The organism is Roseateles sp. GW821-FHT02E12, from assembly GCF_059421665.1.
Genome location: NZ_JBWKVK010000002.1, coordinates 390,228 through 408,005 on the forward strand (window position 1 = coordinate 390,228; position 17,778 = coordinate 408,005).

Here is a 17,778-nt window from a genome sequence, read left to right on the forward strand (position 1 = left end):
CCGGCGCGGCGCCAGCCGCGTTCAGCGGTCGCCGCCGGTGCCGAGCTTGAACACGCCCACCACCTCGTTCATTTGCTGGGCCTGGCCTCGCAGGCTGTCGGCGGCCGCGGCAGCCTCTTCGACGAGGGCGGCGTTCTGCTGCGTGACACGGTCCAGTTGCTGCACGGCCTCGCTGACCTGGCCGATGCCCGTCGTCTGCTCCTGGGTGGCCGAGCCGATCTCGGCGATCAGGTCGGCCACGCGCCTCACCTGGGTCACGATCTCCGTCATCGTGCTGCCGGCCTCGCCGACGAGGCGTGAGCCGGTGTCGACGTTGTCGACGCTCTGCCCGATCAGTGCCTTGATCTCGCGGGCCGCCTGGGCGCTGCGCTGGGCCAGTGCCCGCACCTCGCCGGCCACCACCGCGAAGCCGCGGCCCTGCTCACCGGCACGCGCCGCCTCTACAGCCGCGTTCAACGCCAGGATGTTGGTCTGGAAGGCGATGCCGTCGATGGTGCCGATGATGTCGGCGATCTTGCGCGAGCTGGCCGAGATGTCGCCCATCGTCGCGATGACCTGCTGCACGACCTGGCCCCCACGCGCGGCGACGCCGCTGGCCGATTCGGCGAGCTGGGCGGCGGTCTGCGCCGTGTCCGCGTTCTGGCGTACCGTGGCGTTCATCTCCTCCATGGAGGCGGCCGTCTGCTCCAGGTTGGCAGCCTGTTCCTCGGTGCGCTGCGACAGGTCGGCGTTGCCGCTGGCAATCTCGCCGGCGCCGGTCAGGATGGAGTCGGCGCCGTTGCGCACCTGGCGCACGATGTTCACCAGGCCCTCGTTCATCTGGCTCAGTGCGCCCAGCAGGGCCGCGATCTCGTCACGGCCCTCGGCAGTGATGGCCGACGTCAGGTCGCCCCCGGCCACGGCCTGGGCAAAGCCGACGGCGCGCCGCACCGGCTCGGTGATGGAGCGGGTGATCAGCCAAGCCAGGCCGCCCCCCAGCAGCAGGGCGATGCTGGTGAGGACGACGGTCGTGGTCACGGCCGCGGTGCGGGTGTCCTGGCCGCGCTGGTACTCCGCGGCGGCCTCGTCGATCTGCAGCTTGACGAGCTGGTCCGACAGGTCGCGCGTCTTGGTGGCCAGCGGCAGCGTCTTTTCCTCGTAGATCTGCAGCGCGGTGCTCATGCCGCCGGTGGACAGCGCCGCGCCGATCGGCAGCAGGCCTTCGTCGATATAGGCCTTGCGGGTGGCGGTGAAGCGCTGGGCCAGGTCCTTCTCCTGGTCCGTCAGATGGGTGGCCAGGTACTGGTCCAGCACTTCCTGGCCGCGTTTGAGGTTGGCGGCGAGTTCGTCGTTGCGGCGCTTGATTTCATCGAAGGCCGGCGCTCGCAGCATCTCGACGATGACCAGGCGGTTGCGGGTGGAGAGGTTGTTCAGCTCACCGAGCTGGGCCAGCGGGATGGTGCGGTCGAGGTAGACCGTCTCCAGCCCTGCCGCGACGCGGTAGATGCCGCGCACGCTGACGGCCACCACCACCAGCATCAACACCAGCACCACCGCGAAAGCGATGCCGAGCCTGCTACCGATGCGCAATTGCTTCAGAGCGTTCATGCCGTCCCCTTGTTCTTGAGGTTGTCTCGTCGGGCGCTGCGAGTCTGCATGAACGGCCCGTTCGCGTCGACCCGATCAGCGCCGGCGCGAGCTACTTCCTCCGAGGATGCTGCCCAATACGCCACGGATGATCTCTCGGCCGACTGCCGAGCCGATGCTGCGCACGGCGGATTTGGCGGCGGTCTCGGCCAGGCCGGCGTGGTGGGCGCCGCGCGGGCCGGTGGTGCCGAAGAGCACGTCCTTCAGGCCGCCCAGCATGCCGCCGCCGTCATCGGCGGGCGCCGGCGCGGCCGGGCCGCCCTGGGGTGCCGGGCCTGCGGCGACGCCGCCGCCAGCGGGCGCCGCGGCGGCCTTGCCGCTCAGCTTCTCGTAAGCCGATTCGCGGTCCAGGTGTTTTTCGTACACACCGGCTACCAAGGAGTTGGCAAGGAGCGCCTGGCGCTGCTGCGGGCTGATGGGCCCGATCTGGCTGCCCGGCGGCAGCACGAAGACGCGTTCGGTGATGCTGGGCCGGCCTTTTTCATCCAGCAGGCTCACCAGCGCCTCGCCAACGGCCAGCTCGGTGATGGCGGTGGCGATATCCAGCCCCGGCTTGGCGCGCATCGTGTCGGCCGCGCTCTTGACGGCTTTCTGGTCGCGTGGCGTGAAGGCGCGCAGCGCGTGCTGCACGCGGTTGCCGAGTTGGCCCAGCACGGCGTCGGGGATGTCCAGCGGGTTCTGCGTCACGAAGTACACGCCAACGCCCTTGGAGCGCACCAGGCGCACCACCAGTTCGATGCGCTCCACCAGCGCGTCGGGTGCGTCCTTGAACAGCAGGTGGGCCTCGTCGAAGAAGAACACCAGCTTGGGTTTGTCGAGGTCGCCCACCTCGGGCAGCGTCTCGAACAGCTCGGAGAGCATCCACAGCAGGAAGGTCGCGTACAGCCGCGGCGCGTTCATCAGCTTGTCGGCGGCCAGCACGTTGATGACGCCCAGGCCGCCTTCCGTCTGCATGAAGTCGGCGATGTTGAGCATGGGCTCGCCGAAGAACTTGTCGCCGCCCTGGGCCTCGATCTGCAGCAGGCCGCGCTGGATGGCGCCCACGCTCGCGGCCGAGACGTTGCCGTACTGGGTGGTGAACTGGCTGGCGTTGTCGCCCACGTGCTGCAGCATCGCGCGCAGGTCCTTCAGGTCCAGCAGCAGCAGGCCGTTGTCGTCGGCGATCTTGAACACCATCTGCAGCACGCCGGCCTGGGTCTCGTTCAGGGCCAGCATGCGGCTCAGCAGCAGGGGGCCCATGTCCGAAACGGTCGCCCGCACCGGGTGGCCCTGCTCGCCGAAGACGTCCCACAGCGTCGTGGGGCAGGCCAGCTTCTCGGGCGCCTCCAGGCCGCGGTCTTTCAGCACGCCCAGCAGCTTCTCGCTGGGGGCGCCTTGCTGGCTGATGCCGGTCAGGTCGCCCTTCACGTCCGCCATGAAGACGGGCACGCCGAGCTTGGAAAAATTCTCGGCCAGCGTCTGCAGGCTGATGGTCTTGCCGGTGCCCGTGGCGCCGGTGATGAGGCCGTGGCGGTTGGCCAGTGCGGGCAGCAGCAGGCACTCGATGTCGCCATGGCGGGCCAGCAGGATCGGGTCAGTCATGGTGCGTCCTCTAAAATCGCAAGCTTGCCAACGATAAATCAGGCGGCCTTCGATGCCGTCTGCCAGGAGCCAAACATATGGCTGGTCATTCCAAATGGGCCAATATCCAACACCGCAAAGGCCGCCAGGACGAGAAGCGCGGCAAGATCTGGACGCGAATCATCCGTGAGATCACGGTCGCGGCGCGCCAGGGTGGGCCCGACATCAAGGACAACCCGCGCCTGCGTCTGGCTGTCGACAAGGCCAAGGCGGCCAACATGCCGGCCGACCGGATCAAGTACAACATCGACAAGGCCAGCGGCAACATCGACGGCCTGACCTATGAAGAAATCCGCTACGAAGGCTATGGCATCGCCGGTGCGGCCATCATGATCGACACGATGACGGACAACCGCGTCCGCACCGTGGCCGAGGTGCGCCACGCCTTCAGCAAGTACGGCGGCAACATGGGCACGGACGGCTCGGTGGCCTTCCAGTTCAAGCATTGCGGCCAGCTGCTGTTCGCGCCGGGCACGTCGGAAGACAAGGTCATGGAAGTGGCGCTGGACGCTGGGGCCGAGGATGTCCTCACCGGTGACGACGGCGCCATCGAGGTGCTGACCTCGCCCGCCGACTACGAAGTCGTCAAGGCTGCGCTGGAAGCCGCCGGCCTGGTGCCGGAACTGGCCGAAGTGACGATGCGCGCAGAGAACACCATCGAGCTGACCGGCGAAGACGCCGAACGCATGCAAAAGCTGCTGGATGTCATCGAAGACCTCGATGACACGCAAGCCGTCTATCACAACGCCGAGCTGAATTGATGCGAGTCCTAGTCATTGGCAATGGCGGCCGCGAACATGCCCTGGCCTGGAAACTGGCCCAGGGCGAACGCGTCAGTCAGGTGTTCGTTGCGCCCGGCAACGGCGGCACCGCCCGCGATGAGCGGCTGGAGAACGTGCCCATCACCGACGTGAAGGCGCTGGCCGACTTCGCCGTCGAACAGAAGATCACGCTGACCGTCGTGGGCCCCGAGGCGGCGCTGGCCGCTGGCGTCGTCGACGAGTTCCGCTCGCGCGGCCTGCGCATCTTCGGCCCGACCAAGGCCGCCGCCCAGCTCGAAAGCTCCAAGGCCTTCGCCAAGGATTTCATGAAGCGCCACGGCATCCCCACGGCCGCCTACGAGACCTTCACCGACCCGGCCGCCGCCCACGCCTACGTGGACAGCCGCGGCGCGCCCATCGTCATCAAGGCCGACGGCCTGGCGGCGGGCAAGGGCGTCGTCGTCGCGATGACGTTGGCAGAAGCCCACGAGGCGATCTCGTGGATTCTTGAAGACAACAAGCTCGGCGTGACGCACAACGCCGGGGGCGCGCGTGTCGTCATCGAGGACTTCCTGGAAGGCGAGGAAGCCAGCTTCATCGTCGTCTGCGACGGCAAGCAGGTCGTGTCGCTGGCCACCAGCCAGGACCACAAGCGCCTGCTCGACGGCGACGAAGGCCCCAACACCGGTGGCATGGGCGCCTACTCGCCCGCGCCGGTCGTCACGCCCAACGTGCATGCCAAGGTCATGCACGAGATCATCCAGCCGACCATTGCCGGCATGGCTCGCGACGGCCACCCCTTCACGGGCTTCCTGTATGCCGGGCTGATGATCGACGAGCACGGCCAGCCGCGCACCGTCGAGTTCAACACCCGCATGGGCGACCCCGAGACCCAGCCCATCATGATGCGGCTCAAGAGTGATCTCTTCGAGCTGATGATGCATGCCACTGACGGCACGCTGGACGAGGTCGAACTGCAGTGGGACCGCCGTGTGGCCTTGGGCGTCGTGCTGGCGGCCGAGGGCTACCCGCTCACCCCGCGCAAGGGCGACGCCATCACCGACCTGCCCGACGACGAGGACGAGGCCATGGTCTTCCACGCTGGCACGGCGATGGCTGATGGGGGTCTTGTGACCAGCGGCGGCCGCGTGCTTTGCGTGACGGCCCTGGGTGAATCCGTGCGCACGGCTGCCCAACGCGCCTATGAGCTGGCCGCGGGCATCCAGTTCGCTGGCCGCCAGTACCGTTCCGACATCGGCCACCGGGCCATCAAGCGTTGAGCCCAGCTTCCGTCATCCAGCCAGCTGTCCTGACCGGGCCACTGCGCCCGCATGGCCCGTCCAGCGCCTTGGCGCGCTGGGTGCTGGGCCTGTTCGGCTGGACGGTGGACGCACCCGGCGTGCCGGCGGAGCAGGGCGTCATCCTCGTCTACCCGCACACCTCCAACTGGGACTTCGTCATCGGCCTGATGGCCAAGTGGGCCGTCGGCATCCAGCTGCGCTTCTGGGGCAAGGACAGTCTGTTCAAGGCGCCGTTGATCGGCCACTGGATGCGTTGGATCGGTGGCGTCGGCGTGGACCGCAGCAGCCCGCATGGCATCGTGGCCGACACGGTGAGCCAGATGAAGGCCGCCGCGGCGCGCGGTGAGCGCTTCTGGCTGGCCGCCGCACCCGAGGGCACGCGCTCGCTGAAGAGCGGCTGGCGCACGGGTGCCTACCAGGTGGCCGTGCAGGCCGGTGTGCCCGTGGGCCTGTGCTATTTCGATTTCCAGCAGCGCGTTGTCTCGGTGACGCGCTTTGTCATGCTGACCGGCGACGTGCAGGCCGACTTCGCCGCCTTTGCCGCCTACCTCGGCCCGCGCGTCGGCAAGCGACCCGAGCTGGCCAGCCCCATCCGCCCGCGCACATGAACACCCAAGCCGTTCGCGACTATCTGCTCGACCTGCAGCAGCGCATCGTCACCGCGCTGGAGGCGGCCGACGGCAATGCCTTCGCCAGCGACGGCTGGACGCGCGAGCCCGGCGGCCGGCTGGAAGGCGATGGCCTGTCGCGCCTCATCGAAGGTGGTGCGGTGTTCGAGCGCGGCGGCGTCAACTTCTCGCACGTGAAGGGCCGCGTGCTGCCGCCCTCGGCGACGCAGCACCGCCCCGAACTGGCTGGCGCTCCCTTCGAGGCCATGGGTGTGTCGCTGGTCATGCACCCGCACAACCCCTTCGTGCCGACGGTGCACATGAATGTGCGCATGTTCGCGGCCCTGCCGCCCGGGCTGCCGGCCGTGACCTGGTTCGGCGGCGGCATGGACCTGACGCCCTATTACGGCTACGAGCGCGACGCTCAAGCCTTCCACCGCACCTGCCGCGACGCGCTGGCGCCCCATGGCGCCGAGCTGTATCCGAAGTTCAAGACCTGGTGCGACGACTACTTCTTCCTGAAGCACCGCCAGGAGCCGCGCGGCATCGGCGGCATCTTCTTCGATGACTTCAACGAGGGCGGCTTCGATGCCGGCTTTGCGTTGATCCGCTCCGTTGGCGATGCCTTCATCGGCGCCTACCTGCCTATCGTCGAGCGCCGCCAGGGCTACGCCTACAGCGAGCGCGAGCGCGACTTCCAGGCCTATCGCCGTGGCCGCTATGTCGAGTTCAACCTCGTCTGGGACCGCGGTACGCTGTTCGGCCTGCAATCCGGTGGGCGCACTGAGTCCATCCTGATGTCCATGCCCCCCCAGGTGAAATGGCGCTACGACTGGGCGCCCGAGCCGGGCACGCTGGAAGCGCGGCTGTACAGCGACTTCCTGCGCCCGCGCGACTGGGCCGATGAAGTTCCCACGGCGCTGTGGCTATGAAGCTTGCCCTCTTCGGCGGTAGTTTCGACCCGCCCCATCTCGGCCACCTGGCCTTCGCCCGCTTCGCGCTGGACGCGTTGGCGCCCGATCGCATGGTTTGGCTGCCCGCCGGCCGGCAATGGCAGAAGCCCGACCAGATCATGGCCGCCGCCGTGCATCGCGCCGGCATGATCAAACGGCTCATCGCCGGCGAGCCGCGTTTCGTGCTCGACGAGCGCGAGCTGCACCGCCGCGGCCCCAGCTTCACGGCCGACACGCTGCGCGAGTTCGCCAGCCAGAACGCTGGCGCCGAGCTGATGTTTCTCTTCGGCCAGGACCAGTACGCGCGGCTGCCGAGTTGGTACCAGGTCGAGACCGTCACGTCGCTGGCAACGCTGGTGGTTGTGCCGCGCGCCGGTGAGGCTGTCGTCACGCCGCCAGGCCTGCCCGCGCACCGCCTGCAGGTGCTTTCGCTACCCGAATTACCCCTTTCGTCCACCGCCGTGCGCGACGCCGTCGCCCGTGGCCAGGACATCAGCCCCATGGTGGGCGCCGAGGTGGCGAGCTATATTGCCTCGCACCGCCTCTACGAGAAGAAGTACTGAATGGACATTCGTAAGCTGCAACGAGCCATCGTCGATGGTCTCGAAGACGTCAAGGCCCAGAACATCGTTGTGTTCAACACCGAGCATCTGTCGCCCTTGTTCGAGCGCGTCATCATCGCGTCCGGCACGAGCAATCGGCAGACCAAGGCCCTCGCGTCCAGCGTGCGTGAAACCGTCAAAGGCCGTGGCATGCAGGTCATGCGTACCGAGGGCGAGGACAACGGCGAATGGATCATCGTGGACTGCGGCGCCGCCGTCGTCCACGTGATGCAACCCGCCATCCGCGACTACTACCACCTCGAAGAGATCTGGGGTGACAAGCCCGTCAAGCTCAAGCTCGGCAGCACCGAGACCCGGCTGGTCAAGGCCTCCGAGGAGCCCGCTGCCGCACCGGTCAAGACGGCGCGCAAGGCCACGGCGTCCAAGCCCATCACAGCCAGGGCGGCGCCCAAACCTGCGCCCAAATCTTCGGCGAAACCGGCGCCCAAAACTGCAGCCAAGGTGAGCGCCAACAAAGCGGTGCCATCGGCAGCGGCCAAGAAGGCGGTTGCCAAGAAGGCCGCCGCGGGCACTCAGGCGCCCAAGAAGGGCGTGACCCGCAGCGTGGGCGTGAAGACTGCAGCACCCGTCAAGACCGTGAAGGTCGGCGCTGGCCAGGGCGTCGGCAAGGCGGCAACTGCCAAGCGGATCACGCCTGCTGCCAAGCCGGCCGCCAAGGCAGCACCCCGCGCGCCTGCCAAACCCGCCGGCCGCGCGTCTCCGAAAAAGGGCTGATGCGCCTCTTCCTCGTCGCCGTCGGCCAGCGCCAGCCGGCCTGGGCCGACACCGCCTACGAGGACTTTGCCAAGCGCTTTCCGCCCGAGCTCAAGCTCGAACTGAAAGCCGTCAAGGCCGAGACGCGGGGCAGCAAGACGGCCGAGCAACTGATGGCCGCCGAGGCGGCGCGCATTGAGGCGGCTTTGCCGAAAGGCGTGCGCCGCATCATCCTGGACGAGCGCGGCGAGCGCCGCACCTCCGTGCAGCTGGCCGAGCGACTCAAGCTGTGGATGGGCGAGGGCCGCGATGCGGCGCTCATCATCGGCGGGCCTGACGGCCTGCATCCCGACTTGAAAGCCACGGCCGACGAGACGCTGCGCCTGTCCGACCTGACGCTGCCCCACGCTTTCGCCCGCGTGCTGCTGGCTGAAGGCCTGTACCGCGCGTGGACCGTGACGACCGGCCACCCCTATCACCGCGAATGACCGGATTCATCTACCTCGCCTCGCAAAGCCCGCGCCGCCGCCAGCTGCTGGAGCAGATCGGCGTGGCGCATGAGCTGCTGCTGCCCGGCGCCGATGAAGATGCCGAGGCGCTGGAAGTGGTTCTGCCCGGTGAACTGCCCGAGGCCTACTGCGCCCGCGTCACCGCGGCCAAGCTGGACGCGGCCCTGGCGCGTCTGGCCGCGCGCGGCTTGGCCGCGGCGCCCATCCTGTGCGCGGACACGACGGTCGCCGTCGATGACCTCATCCTCGGCAAGCCCGAAGACGAGGCCGATGCACAGCGCATACTCACCCTGCTGTCCGGTCGCAGCCACCGTGTCATTACCGCGGTGGCGGTTGCCGATGCCAGGGCTGGCAATTCGCGCCGCGCGGCAACGCTGAGCGTCTCCCACGTGGAGTTCGCACCGCTCTCCACCGCACAGATCGAACGCTACGTCGCCAGCCGCGAACCCTTCGGCAAGGCGGGCGCCTATGCCATCCAGAGCCAGGCGGCGGCCTGGATCGTGAAGATTGCCGGCAGCTACTCGGGCATCATGGGGTTGCCCCTCTTTGAGGTGGCGCAGCTGCTAGAACAATTCGGTTTCGAGTTCTGAGTTTTGATGCGTGCCGCTCGGCACGGAGGCACGCATCAGCATTCAAAGGTTCGCGATGGAAGACATCCTGATCAACTGGTCGCCGCAAGAGACGCGGGTGGCCGTGGTCGAGAACGGCGCCGTGCAGGAGTTGCACGTCGAGCGCACGTTGGAGCGGGGCCTGGTCGGTAACGTCTATCTCGGCAAGGTGGTGCGGGTGCTGCCCGGCATGCAGTCCGCCTTCATCGATATCGGCCTGGAGCGCGCCGCCTTTCTGCATGTGGCCGACCTGCACAGCGCCTCGCAGTTCGGTCATGGCAGGCATCAGAGCGCACACGGCACGGATGTGCCGCCGACGCCGATCGAGCGCCTGCTCTTCGAAGGCCAGCCGTTGACGGTGCAGGTCATCAAGGACCCGATCGGCACCAAGGGCGCGCGCCTGTCCAGCCAGATCAGCATTGCCGGGCGCATGCTGGTCTATCTGCCGCAGGACGAGCACATCGGCATCAGCCAGAAGATCGGCTCGCCCGAGGCCCGAGAGGCGCTGCGGGCGCGCATGGTGGCGCTGGTGGGCACGAAGGAGCAGGGCGGTGGCGGCGGCTTCATCCTGCGTACCAATGCCGAGGATGCGAGCGACGAGGAACTGGGCGCCGACATCGCCTATCTGCGCTTGACCTGGGGGCGGATTCGCGCGGGGGCGCTGACCACGCCGGCCGGCAGCCTGCTGCACCAGGATCTGAGCCTCGTCGAGCGGGTGCTGCGCGACCTGACGAGCGAGCGCACCGGCTCCATCCGCATCGACTCCAAGATGCAGTACGACGTGCTGCGGACCTTTGGCGAAACCTTCATGCCTGCCGTCACGGCCAAGCTGGAGCATTACCGCGGTGAGCGGCCCATCTTCGATCTGTGCAATGTCGACGCGGAGATCGCGCGCGCCTTGGCGCGCAAGGTCGAGCTGAAGTCCGGCGGTTCGCTGGTGTTCGACCAGACCGAGGCGATGACGACCATCGACGTCAACACCGGCGGCTTCGTCGGCGCCAAGAACTTCGACGACACGATCTTCAAGACCAACCTCGAGGCGGCGGGTTCCATCGCGCGCCAGCTGCGCCTGCGCAACCTGGGCGGCATCATCATTGTCGACTTCATCGACATGACCCGCGATGAGCACAAGGTGGCAGTGCTTGCCGAGTTCCGCAAGCAGCTGGGCCGCGACCGCACCAAGGTGACCGTCGGCGGCTTCACGCAGCTGGGCCTGGTGGAGATGACACGCAAGCGCACGCGCGAATCGCTGGCGCGCATGCTTTGCGAACCCTGCCCGACCTGCGAGGGCCGCGGCCAGGTGAAGACGGCGCGTTCGGTCTGCTACGACATCCTGCGCGAGATCTTGCGCGAGGCGCGCCAGTTCTCGCCCCGGGAGTTCCGCGTCGTCGCGGCGGCCAACGTCGTGGAGATGATGCTCGACGAGGAAAGCGCCCACCTGGCAGGCCTGTCGGACTTCATCGGCAAGCCCATCTCGCTGACCGCCGAGCCGACCAACCAGACCGAGCATTACGACATCGTGCTGCTCTGAGCGGTCCGGCCACGCCGACGCGGCCTTGTCCGACGTTACAACTCGCGCGCCTGCGGCAAAATCGTGCGCCATGCTCGAAGCCTTCGCATACGTCTCCCGCCGCCGCACCCTAGCGGCCCTTGCCTTCCTCTCAGCCGCATTCAGTGCCGGCCCTGCGCTGGCCCAGGTCCGCATCGACATCTCCGGTGTTGGCGGCACGCGCGTGCCGGTGGCCATCGTCGATTTCCGCGACGAATCCAAGTCACCCCAGCCCATCGCGGCCATCGTGCGCGCCGACCTGGAGCGCAGCGGCCAGTTCCGCAGCGTCGACGCGCCCGGGGCCTTGAACGAGACGAGCAGCCCGGTCTGGCCCGACTGGCGCGCCCGCCAGGCCGACGCCCTCGCGGCCGGCTCCGTCAACCGCCTGGCCGACGGCCGGCTCGACATCCGCTTCAAGCTCTGGGACGTCGTCAAGGGCACGGAGCTCGTCGGCGAAGCCCATGCCGTGCATCCGGACGATGCCCGCTTGGCGGCTCACCGCATTGCCGACACCATCTACCAAAAGCTCACGGGCGAGCGCGGCGTGTTCGCCACGCGCATGGCCTACGTCACCAAGGCCGGCCCGCGCTACAGCCTCATCGTGGCCGACGCGGACGGCGAGGGCGCCAAGGTCGCGCTGACGAGCCCCGAGCCCATCATCTCGCCCGCCTGGGCGCCCAACGGCCGCGAGCTGGCCTACGTGAGCTTCGAAAGCCGCAAGGCCACGGTGCGCGTCCAGGACGTGCAGACCGGCCAGCGCCGCGTGCTGGCCGATTTCAAGGGCACGAACAGCGCGCCGGCCTGGTCGCCCGATGGCCAGCAACTCGTCCTCAGCCTGTCGCGCGAGGGCGGCACCCAGCTCTTCGTCATCAACCGCGACGGCTCGGGTTCGCGCCGCCTGACGCAGAGCGGCTCCATCGACACCGAGGCCTGCTACTCGCCCGACGGCAGCAAGATCTACTTCGTGAGCGACCGCGGCGGCGGCCCACAGATCTACCGCATGCCCGCCAGCGGCGGCGCAGCCGAACGCGTGACCTTCGGCGGCAACTACAACATCAGCCCCGCCGTCAGTCCTGATGGCCGCACGCTGGCCTACATCACGCGGGTCAGCGGCGCATTCCGCCTCTCCGTGATGGACCTCGGTACCGGCCAGTCGCAGCAGATCAGCGAAGCCAACGACGACGAGAGCCCCGCCTTCTCGCCCAACGGCAAGCTCATCGTCTACGCCAGCCGTGCCGGCGGCAAGGAAGTGCTGATGACGACGACGCTGGACGGCAAGATCAAGACACCGTTGCTCGTGACGCTGGCCGAGGTGCGCGAACCCACCTGGGGTCCGTTTACACGCTAGTAACTTGACAGTTCGCACCATGTTGGACAATCACGCGCTCGCGCCGCTGGCGGCGCCGTGTATCCCATTCCCCGCCCCCCGTCTGTTGTGGAGACCCCTCGAATGAAACTGACCCGCTATGCGCTTACCCTGATTGCCGCCGCCGCCTTGGCTGGCTGCGGTTCTGCCGTCAAGCTGGACGAGCCCGCGCCGGTCGAGACGCGTCAGCCGACGCCGCCCGTGGCGACGCAAGCTCAACAGCCCGTGGCACCCGCGCAGACTGCCGTGCCGACGGTTGACCTGTTCAGCCAGTACACCCAGGAAGTCAACAAGGGTGCCAATCGCGTCGTCTACTTCGACTTCGACAGCGACGTCGTCAAGGAAGAGTACCGCCCCCTGGTCGACCTGCACGCCAAGCGCCTGAACGCCAACAAGAAGGCGGCTCTGAACCTCGAAGGCCACACCGACGAGCGCGGTGGCCGCGAGTACAACCTGGCCCTGGGCCAGCGTCGTGCCGAAGCCGTCGCCAAGTCGCTGACGCTGCTGGGCGTGGGTGCTGCTCAGGTCGAAGCCGTCAGCTTCGGCAAGGAGCGCCCTGCCGTGCAAGGTGGCACTGAAGAAGCCTGGGCCAAGAACCGCCGCGTTGAGCTCAAGGACAAGTGATGCGCGGTTTGCGTCTGTCGTTTGTCGCCCTGGCTGCAGGCTTAGCCTTCATGCAGCCGGCCCGCGCGGGCCTGTTCGAGGATGACGAAGCCCGCAAGGCCATCATCGAACTGCGCGCCAAGGTCCAGGCCAACGAGGACGCTGCCAAGCAGCGGGCCGAGCAGCTCAACGCGCTCGTGCAGGATCAGCTCCAGCCGCTGCGCCGCAGCATGCTGGATCTGAACGGCCAGATCGACGCCCTGCGCGCCGAGATCGCCAAACTGCGCGGCGCCAACGAGCAACTCGCCCGCGACCTGTCCGACACCCAGCGCAAGCTGACCGATCAGTCGCAGTCCGTCGAAGCGCGGCTGAAGCCGCTGGAGCCGCAGAAGGTCAGCCTCGATGGCCGCGAGTTCCAGGTCAACCCGGACGAGCGCAACCAGTACGAAGCCGCCATCGGCCTCGTGCGCCGCGGCGATTTCCCGGAAGCAGTGGCTGCGCTCAATGCCTTCCTGAAGCGCTACTCCGCCAGCGGTTACACCGACTCGGTGCGCTTCTGGCTCGGCAACGCCCAGTACGGCAAGCGCGACTACAAGGACGCCATTGCGACCTTCAAGACCTTCATCGCCGGCAACCCCGACCACCCGCGCGCCGGCGAAGCGCTGCTCGCGCTGGCCAACTGCCAGATCGAGCTGAAGGACAACAAGGCTGCCCGCCGCAGTCTTGAAGACCTCATCAAGGCCTACCCCGGCACCGAAGCAGCGCAAGCGGGCAAAGAGCGCCTGGCTGCGCTGAAGTAATGACGACAGATCAGCTCGACGCTGATCTGGAGCGTCGCTTTGGCGGCCTGCGCCGCCTGCATGGGGACGCCGCCTACCAGCGCCTGCGCAACGCGAGATTCGCGGTCGTGGGCCTGGGGGGTGTCGGTTCCTGGGCCGTTGAAGCACTGGCGCGCAGCGGCGCTGCCGAGCTGACCTTGATCGATCTCGATCAGGTTTCCGAATCCAACATCAACCGCCAGATCCAGGCGTTAGGCTCGACCGTTGGCATGGCCAAGGCCGAGGCGCTCCGGCTGCGCATCGCCGACATCCACCCGGGCTGCACGGTGCGCGTCATCGAGGAATTCGTCGAGCCCGACAACTGGCCGGCTCTCATCGGCGATGCCGAGTTCGACGGTCTCATCGACTGCTGTGACCAGATCCGCGCCAAGGCCACGCTGGCAGCCTGGGCCCGCGATCGCGGCCTGCCTTTCGTCACCGTCGGCGCTGCAGGTGGCAAGCGCGAACCGCATCGCGTGCAGCTCGACGACCTTGCCGCGACGACGCACGACCCGCTGCTCGCTTCGCTGCGCCAACGCCTGCGCAAGCACCACGCCGCGCCGCGCACGGGCAAGATGGGTGTGGCTTGTGTCTACTCCAGTGAGCCGGTGCACCTGCCGCAGCAAGGCGAGGGCGAAGCCTGTGATGTCGATGGCAGCCTGAACTGCCATGGCTACGGCTCCAGCGTCACCGTCACGGCAACCTTTGGCCTGTGCGCGGCGGCCGAATTGCAGCGCCTGCATCTGATTCGTCCGGCTCCATGAAAGAGCTGACCGGCTAAAACGAAAAAAGTCTTGCAGAAGCTTAAAAAACCTGCCTACAATGGCAGGCTCTGCTTGACACGGGACGTTAGCTCAGTCGGTAGAGCAGCGGACTTTTAATCCGTTGGTCGCAGGTTCGAATCCTGCACGTCCCACCAGAATTTCTGGCGGTGATTCGAAGGAATCAACGTTACAATATTTGGCTTAGCTAGGTACACCTAGTTGAATCAAAGGGCTCTTAGCTCAGTTGGTAGAGCAGCGGACTCTTAATCCGTAGGTCGAGTGTTCGAGTCACTCAGGGCCCACCAAAATTAAGAACGAAACAAGGACTTGCCGCGAGGCAAGTCCTTTTTTCTTGCCCCCTTGGATCGCCAGTCTGGATCGTGGGCTTGGCTCGATGTCAAAGGCCCAGCAAGGCCTTTGCCCGTGCGAGATGCTCCAGGCGATCGTCCAGCCCGTTGTAGCCGCCATTGATGCGCTTGGTGACCGCCTTAGCGTCGTCGGCCTCGGCCAGCGGGCCGATCTTGCGTGACTGCCAGAACCAGCAGGCGACATCCACGCAGGCGAACGGGTCGATGGCCAAGCGGGTGGGGTCGGCGACGTAGTCGACGCCGGTGTACTGGCTGTAGTCCCGGTAGTTGTTGCGGCCGGTGAGCTGGATCAGGCCGCGGCCCTTGAAGCGCACGCCGTCGCCAGGCTGGTTGTTGCCGAGATCCGTGCGGCCCTCATAGGCGCTGCCGCTGGCCAGTTCCTCGTTGTAGAGCAGAGAACCCGACTCGTGCGCCAGCTGGGCGATGAAGTGGGCGATCTGTCTTGGCGTGTCGATGCCGTAGCGGGTCATGCCCTTGACCAGGGGCTCGTAGTACAGGTCGATGCGCTTGGGCATCGCGCGCGGCATCACGACGCCCAGCTTCTCCTTCGTCGCGCCCGGGGGCAGGCCGGCCAGCAGCCTGGCCATCGTGGCATCGCCGGGGGTGACGAGGCCGTCCGACTCCGACAGGCCCATGGCCCGGGTCTCGAAGGTGCGGATCGCTTCGATGGTGTTGGGGCCGATCTGCCCGTCAACGCCCAACTGGACAAGCGCCGCGCCGCTCCAGGCCTCGCTGTTCAGGTTGAGCAGCGTCTGGACGATGCGAACGTCGGCGACATCGTTGCGGGCACCAAGCCCGACGCTTTTGGCAATGCACATTGCAGCTTCTCCGTGGGGAAGGAATAGCTACGCACCTTATGCGCCTGCTGCCAGCGGCGAATCCCCAATCGGCAGGACGAGGGCGGCACGCCTCTCAAGCCGCCACGGCGTCGCCTTGCTGGAGCAAGCGGTCCCACCACGGCGTTTCGCCGATCTCCGCGCGCAGATGGTCGATGAAGAGCCGGGCCTTGGTTGCATGGCTGCGGCCGGGCAGGCGCACCGCGTGGATGGCGGGCATGTCCGGTGGCGCAGCGGCGTTGGCTTCCTCGGGGAACAATGCCACCAGTTCGCCGGAGCGCAGGTGCTCGCAGACGACCCAGGTGGCCATGTGCAACACGCCCAGGCCCTGCAACGCGGCCTGGAGCATGCCGTCCTTGTCGTCGCTGCGGTAGCGGCCATGCACGGGCAGCGGCTGGTTGCGGTTCACGCCGGGGTATCGCCACAGGAAGCTGGGCGCGGGGGGCGACGCGACGGTGATGCAGTCGTGCTGCAGCAGGTCCTCGGGTGAGCGGGGATGGCCGGCGCGGGCGAGGTAGGCCGGGCTGGCGCAGGTGACGAAGCGAATCTGCGCTAACTTCGTCGCGCGCAAGTCGCTGTCAGGCAGCAGGCCGATGCGGATGGCCACGTCCATGCGTTGCTCCGACAGGTCGACGATCTGGTCGATGAGATGCAGGTCGACCTCGATGTCCGGGTAGCGGCGCAGGAAGCTGGCCAGGGCGCTGACGACATGGCGGCGGCCGAAGACCGTCGGTGCCGTCACCGTCAGCTGCCCGCGCGGCTCGGCGTCGCTCGCGTTGATCGCCTCCTTGGCGCCGGCCAGCTCGCCCAGGATGTGGCGGGCCCGCGGCAGGAACTGCTCGCCGGCGTCCGTCAGCGTCAGGCGACGCGGGCTGCGATGGAAGAGCTTGGACCCCAGCTCCGACTCCAGTGAATCGATCTTGCGTGTCACCGACGACACGGCCACATCCTGGCGGCGTGCGACTTCGGAAAAGCTGCCAGCCGCTGCAACGGCAAGAAAGGTCTCGAAGGATTCGATCATTGAGTTTTGCGAAATTCGCAAGTTCTGTTTGCGTTTGGTGTGATTGTTCTGGAAAACGCAAAACAAAACAATCCACCCCGTTCGCGAAACAACCCCTCTCCGACGCGGCCCGCCGCCCACCAGAAAGCCGAAGATGAACTCCTCCACCCCCTTCCCGACTCCCTCCCGCCGCCGCCAGGTGGCTCTCGGCCGCCTGGCGATCGCGGCCGTGCTGGCCCTGGCCGGCCTGACCGCTGCGACGCTGCCCGCGCCCGCCGAGGCCGCCGCGCCTCAGCTCAAGACCCAGGCTCCCGGCTGGTACCGCCTGATGGTGGGCAGCTTCGAGGTCACGTCGCTCAGCGACGGCACCGTCGGCCTGGCCGTCGACCAGCTCCTGCACGCGCCGGCCGGCCGTGTCGCCCAAGGCCTGAAGCAGAACTTCCAGCAGACGCCGCTGGAAACGTCCGTCAACGCCTGGCTCATCAACACCGGCAGCCGCCTCGTCCTGGTCGACGCCGGCGCCGGCACGCTGTTCGGTCCCACGCTGGGCAAGCTGACGGCGCAGATCCGCGCGGCCGGCTACCAGCCCGAGCAAGTCGATGACATCCTCATCACCCACATGCACCCCGACCACGTCGGCGGCATCTCGGCCGACGGCCAGCGCCTCTTCCCCAACGCCACCGTGCATGCCGACAAGGCGGACGCCGACTTCTGGCTGTCCCAGGCCCGCGCCGACGCCGCGCCAAAAGAGATGAAGGGCTTCTTCCAGGGCGCCACGGCCTCGCTGACGCCCTACGTGCAGGCCGGCCGCTTCCAGCCCTTCGAGCGTGACGGCGAGATCGTGCCCGGCATCCGCGCCATCGCGGCGCATGGCCACACGGCAGGCCACGCCATCTATGCGGTCGAGAACCAGGGCCAGCGCCTGGTGCTGATCGGCGACCTCATCCATGTGGCCTCGGTGCAGCTGGCCTCGCCCGAGGTGACCATCGCCTTCGACACCGATGAGCCCCAGGCCGCCAAGACCCGCGCACGCGTGTTTGCCGAGCTGGCCAAGGATGGCAGCCTCGTGGCGGCGACGCACTTCAGCTTCCCCGGTGTCGGCCGGCTACGCCAGGCCGGCAAGGGCTGGCAGTGGGTGCCGCTGGACTACAACAGCCAGGTGCGCTGAACGA

18 protein-coding genes and 2 tRNA genes are annotated in these 17,778 nt (G+C 67.5%); 16 read left to right on the forward strand and 4 right to left on the reverse strand.

The window, feature by feature from the left end:
* Window positions 1-21: 21 nt before the first annotated feature.
* Complete coding sequence (locus AC07V5_RS12580) at window positions 22-1,587, reverse strand: methyl-accepting chemotaxis protein (RefSeq protein WP_495116015.1); 1,566 nt, start codon at window positions 1,585-1,587, stop codon at window positions 22-24.
* 75 nt (window positions 1,588-1,662) lie between these two features.
* Window positions 1,663-3,207 carry a helicase HerA-like domain-containing protein gene (locus AC07V5_RS12585; RefSeq protein WP_495116016.1) on the reverse strand — a complete coding sequence of 515 codons (1,545 nt, stop codon included), beginning with the start codon at window positions 3,205-3,207 and terminating at the stop codon, window positions 1,663-1,665.
* A 77-nt stretch (window positions 3,208-3,284) separates the two neighbouring features.
* Between AC07V5_RS12585 and AC07V5_RS12590 the strand changes: the two genes are divergently transcribed.
* The 15 genes from AC07V5_RS12590 (at window position 3,285) to AC07V5_RS12660 (ending at window position 14,707) form a co-directional block, all read left to right on the forward strand.
* A complete protein-coding gene (locus AC07V5_RS12590; protein WP_495116017.1) occupies window positions 3,285-4,007 on the forward strand; it encodes a YebC/PmpR family DNA-binding transcriptional regulator in 723 nt (240 codons plus the stop codon).
* The gene (purD, locus tag AC07V5_RS12595) at window positions 4,007-5,287 is read left to right on the forward strand and encodes a phosphoribosylamine--glycine ligase (RefSeq protein WP_495116018.1); all 1,281 of its coding nucleotides are present in this window, start codon (window positions 4,007-4,009) and stop codon (window positions 5,285-5,287) included. The genes AC07V5_RS12590 and purD overlap by 1 nt, the downstream gene beginning before the upstream one ends.
* Complete coding sequence (locus AC07V5_RS12600; protein WP_495116019.1) at window positions 5,284-5,916, forward strand: 1-acyl-sn-glycerol-3-phosphate acyltransferase; 633 nt, start codon at window positions 5,284-5,286, stop codon at window positions 5,914-5,916. The genes purD and AC07V5_RS12600 overlap by 4 nt, the downstream gene beginning before the upstream one ends.
* Window positions 5,913-6,848, forward strand: coding sequence for an oxygen-dependent coproporphyrinogen oxidase (hemF, locus tag AC07V5_RS12605; RefSeq protein WP_495116020.1), 936 nt, complete (start codon window positions 5,913-5,915; stop codon window positions 6,846-6,848). Before AC07V5_RS12600 ends, hemF begins: the two co-directional genes overlap by 4 nt.
* Window positions 6,845-7,432 (forward strand): nicotinate-nucleotide adenylyltransferase, encoded by a 588-nt coding sequence (gene nadD, locus AC07V5_RS12610; protein WP_495116021.1) that lies wholly within the window; start codon window positions 6,845-6,847, stop codon window positions 7,430-7,432. The genes hemF and nadD overlap by 4 nt, the downstream gene beginning before the upstream one ends.
* Window positions 7,433-8,206, forward strand: a complete 774-nt coding sequence (rsfS, locus tag AC07V5_RS12615) for a ribosome silencing factor (protein WP_495116022.1) — start codon at window positions 7,433-7,435, stop codon at window positions 8,204-8,206.
* Window positions 8,206-8,673 (forward strand): 23S rRNA (pseudouridine(1915)-N(3))-methyltransferase RlmH, encoded by a 468-nt coding sequence (rlmH, locus tag AC07V5_RS12620; RefSeq protein ID WP_056198982.1) that lies wholly within the window; start codon window positions 8,206-8,208, stop codon window positions 8,671-8,673. Before rsfS ends, rlmH begins: the two co-directional genes overlap by 1 nt.
* Window positions 8,670-9,284, forward strand: coding sequence for a Maf family protein (locus AC07V5_RS12625; RefSeq protein WP_495116023.1), 615 nt, complete (start codon window positions 8,670-8,672; stop codon window positions 9,282-9,284). Before rlmH ends, AC07V5_RS12625 begins: the two co-directional genes overlap by 4 nt.
* A gap of 55 nt (window positions 9,285-9,339) precedes the next feature.
* Window positions 9,340-10,833: a ribonuclease G gene (gene rng, locus AC07V5_RS12630; RefSeq protein WP_495116024.1), complete on the forward strand. Its 1,494-nt coding sequence runs from the start codon at window positions 9,340-9,342 to the stop codon at window positions 10,831-10,833.
* A 70-nt stretch (window positions 10,834-10,903) separates the two neighbouring features.
* The gene (tolB, locus tag AC07V5_RS12635) at window positions 10,904-12,199 is read left to right on the forward strand and encodes a Tol-Pal system beta propeller repeat protein TolB (RefSeq protein ID WP_495116025.1); all 1,296 of its coding nucleotides are present in this window, start codon (window positions 10,904-10,906) and stop codon (window positions 12,197-12,199) included.
* A 102-nt stretch (window positions 12,200-12,301) separates the two neighbouring features.
* Complete coding sequence (gene pal / locus AC07V5_RS12640; RefSeq protein ID WP_495116026.1) at window positions 12,302-12,841, forward strand: peptidoglycan-associated lipoprotein Pal; 540 nt, start codon at window positions 12,302-12,304, stop codon at window positions 12,839-12,841.
* Window positions 12,841-13,620, forward strand: a complete 780-nt coding sequence (gene ybgF / locus AC07V5_RS12645) for a tol-pal system protein YbgF (protein WP_495116027.1) — start codon at window positions 12,841-12,843, stop codon at window positions 13,618-13,620. The genes pal and ybgF overlap by 1 nt, the downstream gene beginning before the upstream one ends.
* Entirely contained in the window at window positions 13,620-14,402 is a 783-nt protein-coding gene (locus tag AC07V5_RS12650) for a tRNA threonylcarbamoyladenosine dehydratase (RefSeq protein WP_495116028.1), read from the forward strand. Before ybgF ends, AC07V5_RS12650 begins: the two co-directional genes overlap by 1 nt.
* Before the next feature lie 79 nt (window positions 14,403-14,481).
* Window positions 14,482-14,557, forward strand: a tRNA-Lys gene (locus AC07V5_RS12655).
* 74 nt (window positions 14,558-14,631) lie between these two features.
* Window positions 14,632-14,707: transfer RNA gene (locus tag AC07V5_RS12660), tRNA-Lys, on the forward strand.
* Between the two features lie 92 nt (window positions 14,708-14,799).
* Here AC07V5_RS12660 and AC07V5_RS12665 read toward each other — a convergent pair.
* Together AC07V5_RS12665 and AC07V5_RS12670 are read right to left on the reverse strand one after the other, a co-directional pair.
* Window positions 14,800-15,588 (reverse strand): glycoside hydrolase family 19 protein, encoded by a 789-nt coding sequence (locus AC07V5_RS12665; protein WP_495116029.1) that lies wholly within the window; start codon window positions 15,586-15,588, stop codon window positions 14,800-14,802.
* Window positions 15,589-15,682: 94 nt separating this feature from the next.
* The gene (locus AC07V5_RS12670) at window positions 15,683-16,627 is read right to left on the reverse strand and encodes a LysR family transcriptional regulator (protein WP_495116030.1); all 945 of its coding nucleotides are present in this window, start codon (window positions 16,625-16,627) and stop codon (window positions 15,683-15,685) included.
* A 133-nt stretch (window positions 16,628-16,760) separates the two neighbouring features.
* Here AC07V5_RS12670 and AC07V5_RS12675 point away from each other — a divergent pair, with 133 nt between their 5' ends.
* Window positions 16,761-17,774, forward strand: coding sequence for an MBL fold metallo-hydrolase (locus tag AC07V5_RS12675; protein ID WP_495116031.1), 1,014 nt, complete (start codon window positions 16,761-16,763; stop codon window positions 17,772-17,774).
* Window positions 17,775-17,778: the final 4 nt, after the last annotated feature.

What these genes read in the sequence shown, in the direction of transcription:
- AC07V5_RS12670 (WP_495116030.1), bottom strand. Translation starts at nt 16,627, where the DNA reads ATGATCGAATCCTTCGAGACCTTTCTTGCCGTTGCAGCGGCTGGCAGC.
- AC07V5_RS12665 (WP_495116029.1), bottom strand. Translation starts at nt 15,588, where the DNA reads ATGTGCATTGCCAAAAGCGTCGGGCTTGGTGCCCGCAACGATGTCGCC.
- purD (WP_495116018.1), top strand. Translation starts at nt 4,007, where the DNA reads ATGCGAGTCCTAGTCATTGGCAATGGCGGCCGCGAACATGCCCTGGCC.
- rsfS (WP_495116022.1), top strand. Translation starts at nt 7,433, where the DNA reads ATGGACATTCGTAAGCTGCAACGAGCCATCGTCGATGGTCTCGAAGAC.
- AC07V5_RS12625 (WP_495116023.1), top strand. Translation starts at nt 8,670, where the DNA reads ATGACCGGATTCATCTACCTCGCCTCGCAAAGCCCGCGCCGCCGCCAG.
- pal (WP_495116026.1), top strand. Translation starts at nt 12,302, where the DNA reads ATGAAACTGACCCGCTATGCGCTTACCCTGATTGCCGCCGCCGCCTTG.
- nadD (WP_495116021.1), top strand. Translation starts at nt 6,845, where the DNA reads ATGAAGCTTGCCCTCTTCGGCGGTAGTTTCGACCCGCCCCATCTCGGC.
- AC07V5_RS12585 (WP_495116016.1), bottom strand. Translation starts at nt 3,207, where the DNA reads ATGACTGACCCGATCCTGCTGGCCCGCCATGGCGACATCGAGTGCCTG.
- AC07V5_RS12650 (WP_495116028.1), top strand. Translation starts at nt 13,620, where the DNA reads ATGACGACAGATCAGCTCGACGCTGATCTGGAGCGTCGCTTTGGCGGC.
- AC07V5_RS12580 (WP_495116015.1), bottom strand. Translation starts at nt 1,587, where the DNA reads ATGAACGCTCTGAAGCAATTGCGCATCGGTAGCAGGCTCGGCATCGCT.
- rng (WP_495116024.1), top strand. Translation starts at nt 9,340, where the DNA reads ATGGAAGACATCCTGATCAACTGGTCGCCGCAAGAGACGCGGGTGGCC.
- hemF (WP_495116020.1), top strand. Translation starts at nt 5,913, where the DNA reads ATGAACACCCAAGCCGTTCGCGACTATCTGCTCGACCTGCAGCAGCGC.
- AC07V5_RS12675 (WP_495116031.1), top strand. Translation starts at nt 16,761, where the DNA reads ATGAACTCCTCCACCCCCTTCCCGACTCCCTCCCGCCGCCGCCAGGTG.
- ybgF (WP_495116027.1), top strand. Translation starts at nt 12,841, where the DNA reads ATGCGCGGTTTGCGTCTGTCGTTTGTCGCCCTGGCTGCAGGCTTAGCC.
- AC07V5_RS12590 (WP_495116017.1), top strand. Translation starts at nt 3,285, where the DNA reads ATGGCTGGTCATTCCAAATGGGCCAATATCCAACACCGCAAAGGCCGC.
- rlmH (WP_056198982.1), top strand. Translation starts at nt 8,206, where the DNA reads ATGCGCCTCTTCCTCGTCGCCGTCGGCCAGCGCCAGCCGGCCTGGGCC.
- tolB (WP_495116025.1), top strand. Translation starts at nt 10,904, where the DNA reads ATGCTCGAAGCCTTCGCATACGTCTCCCGCCGCCGCACCCTAGCGGCC.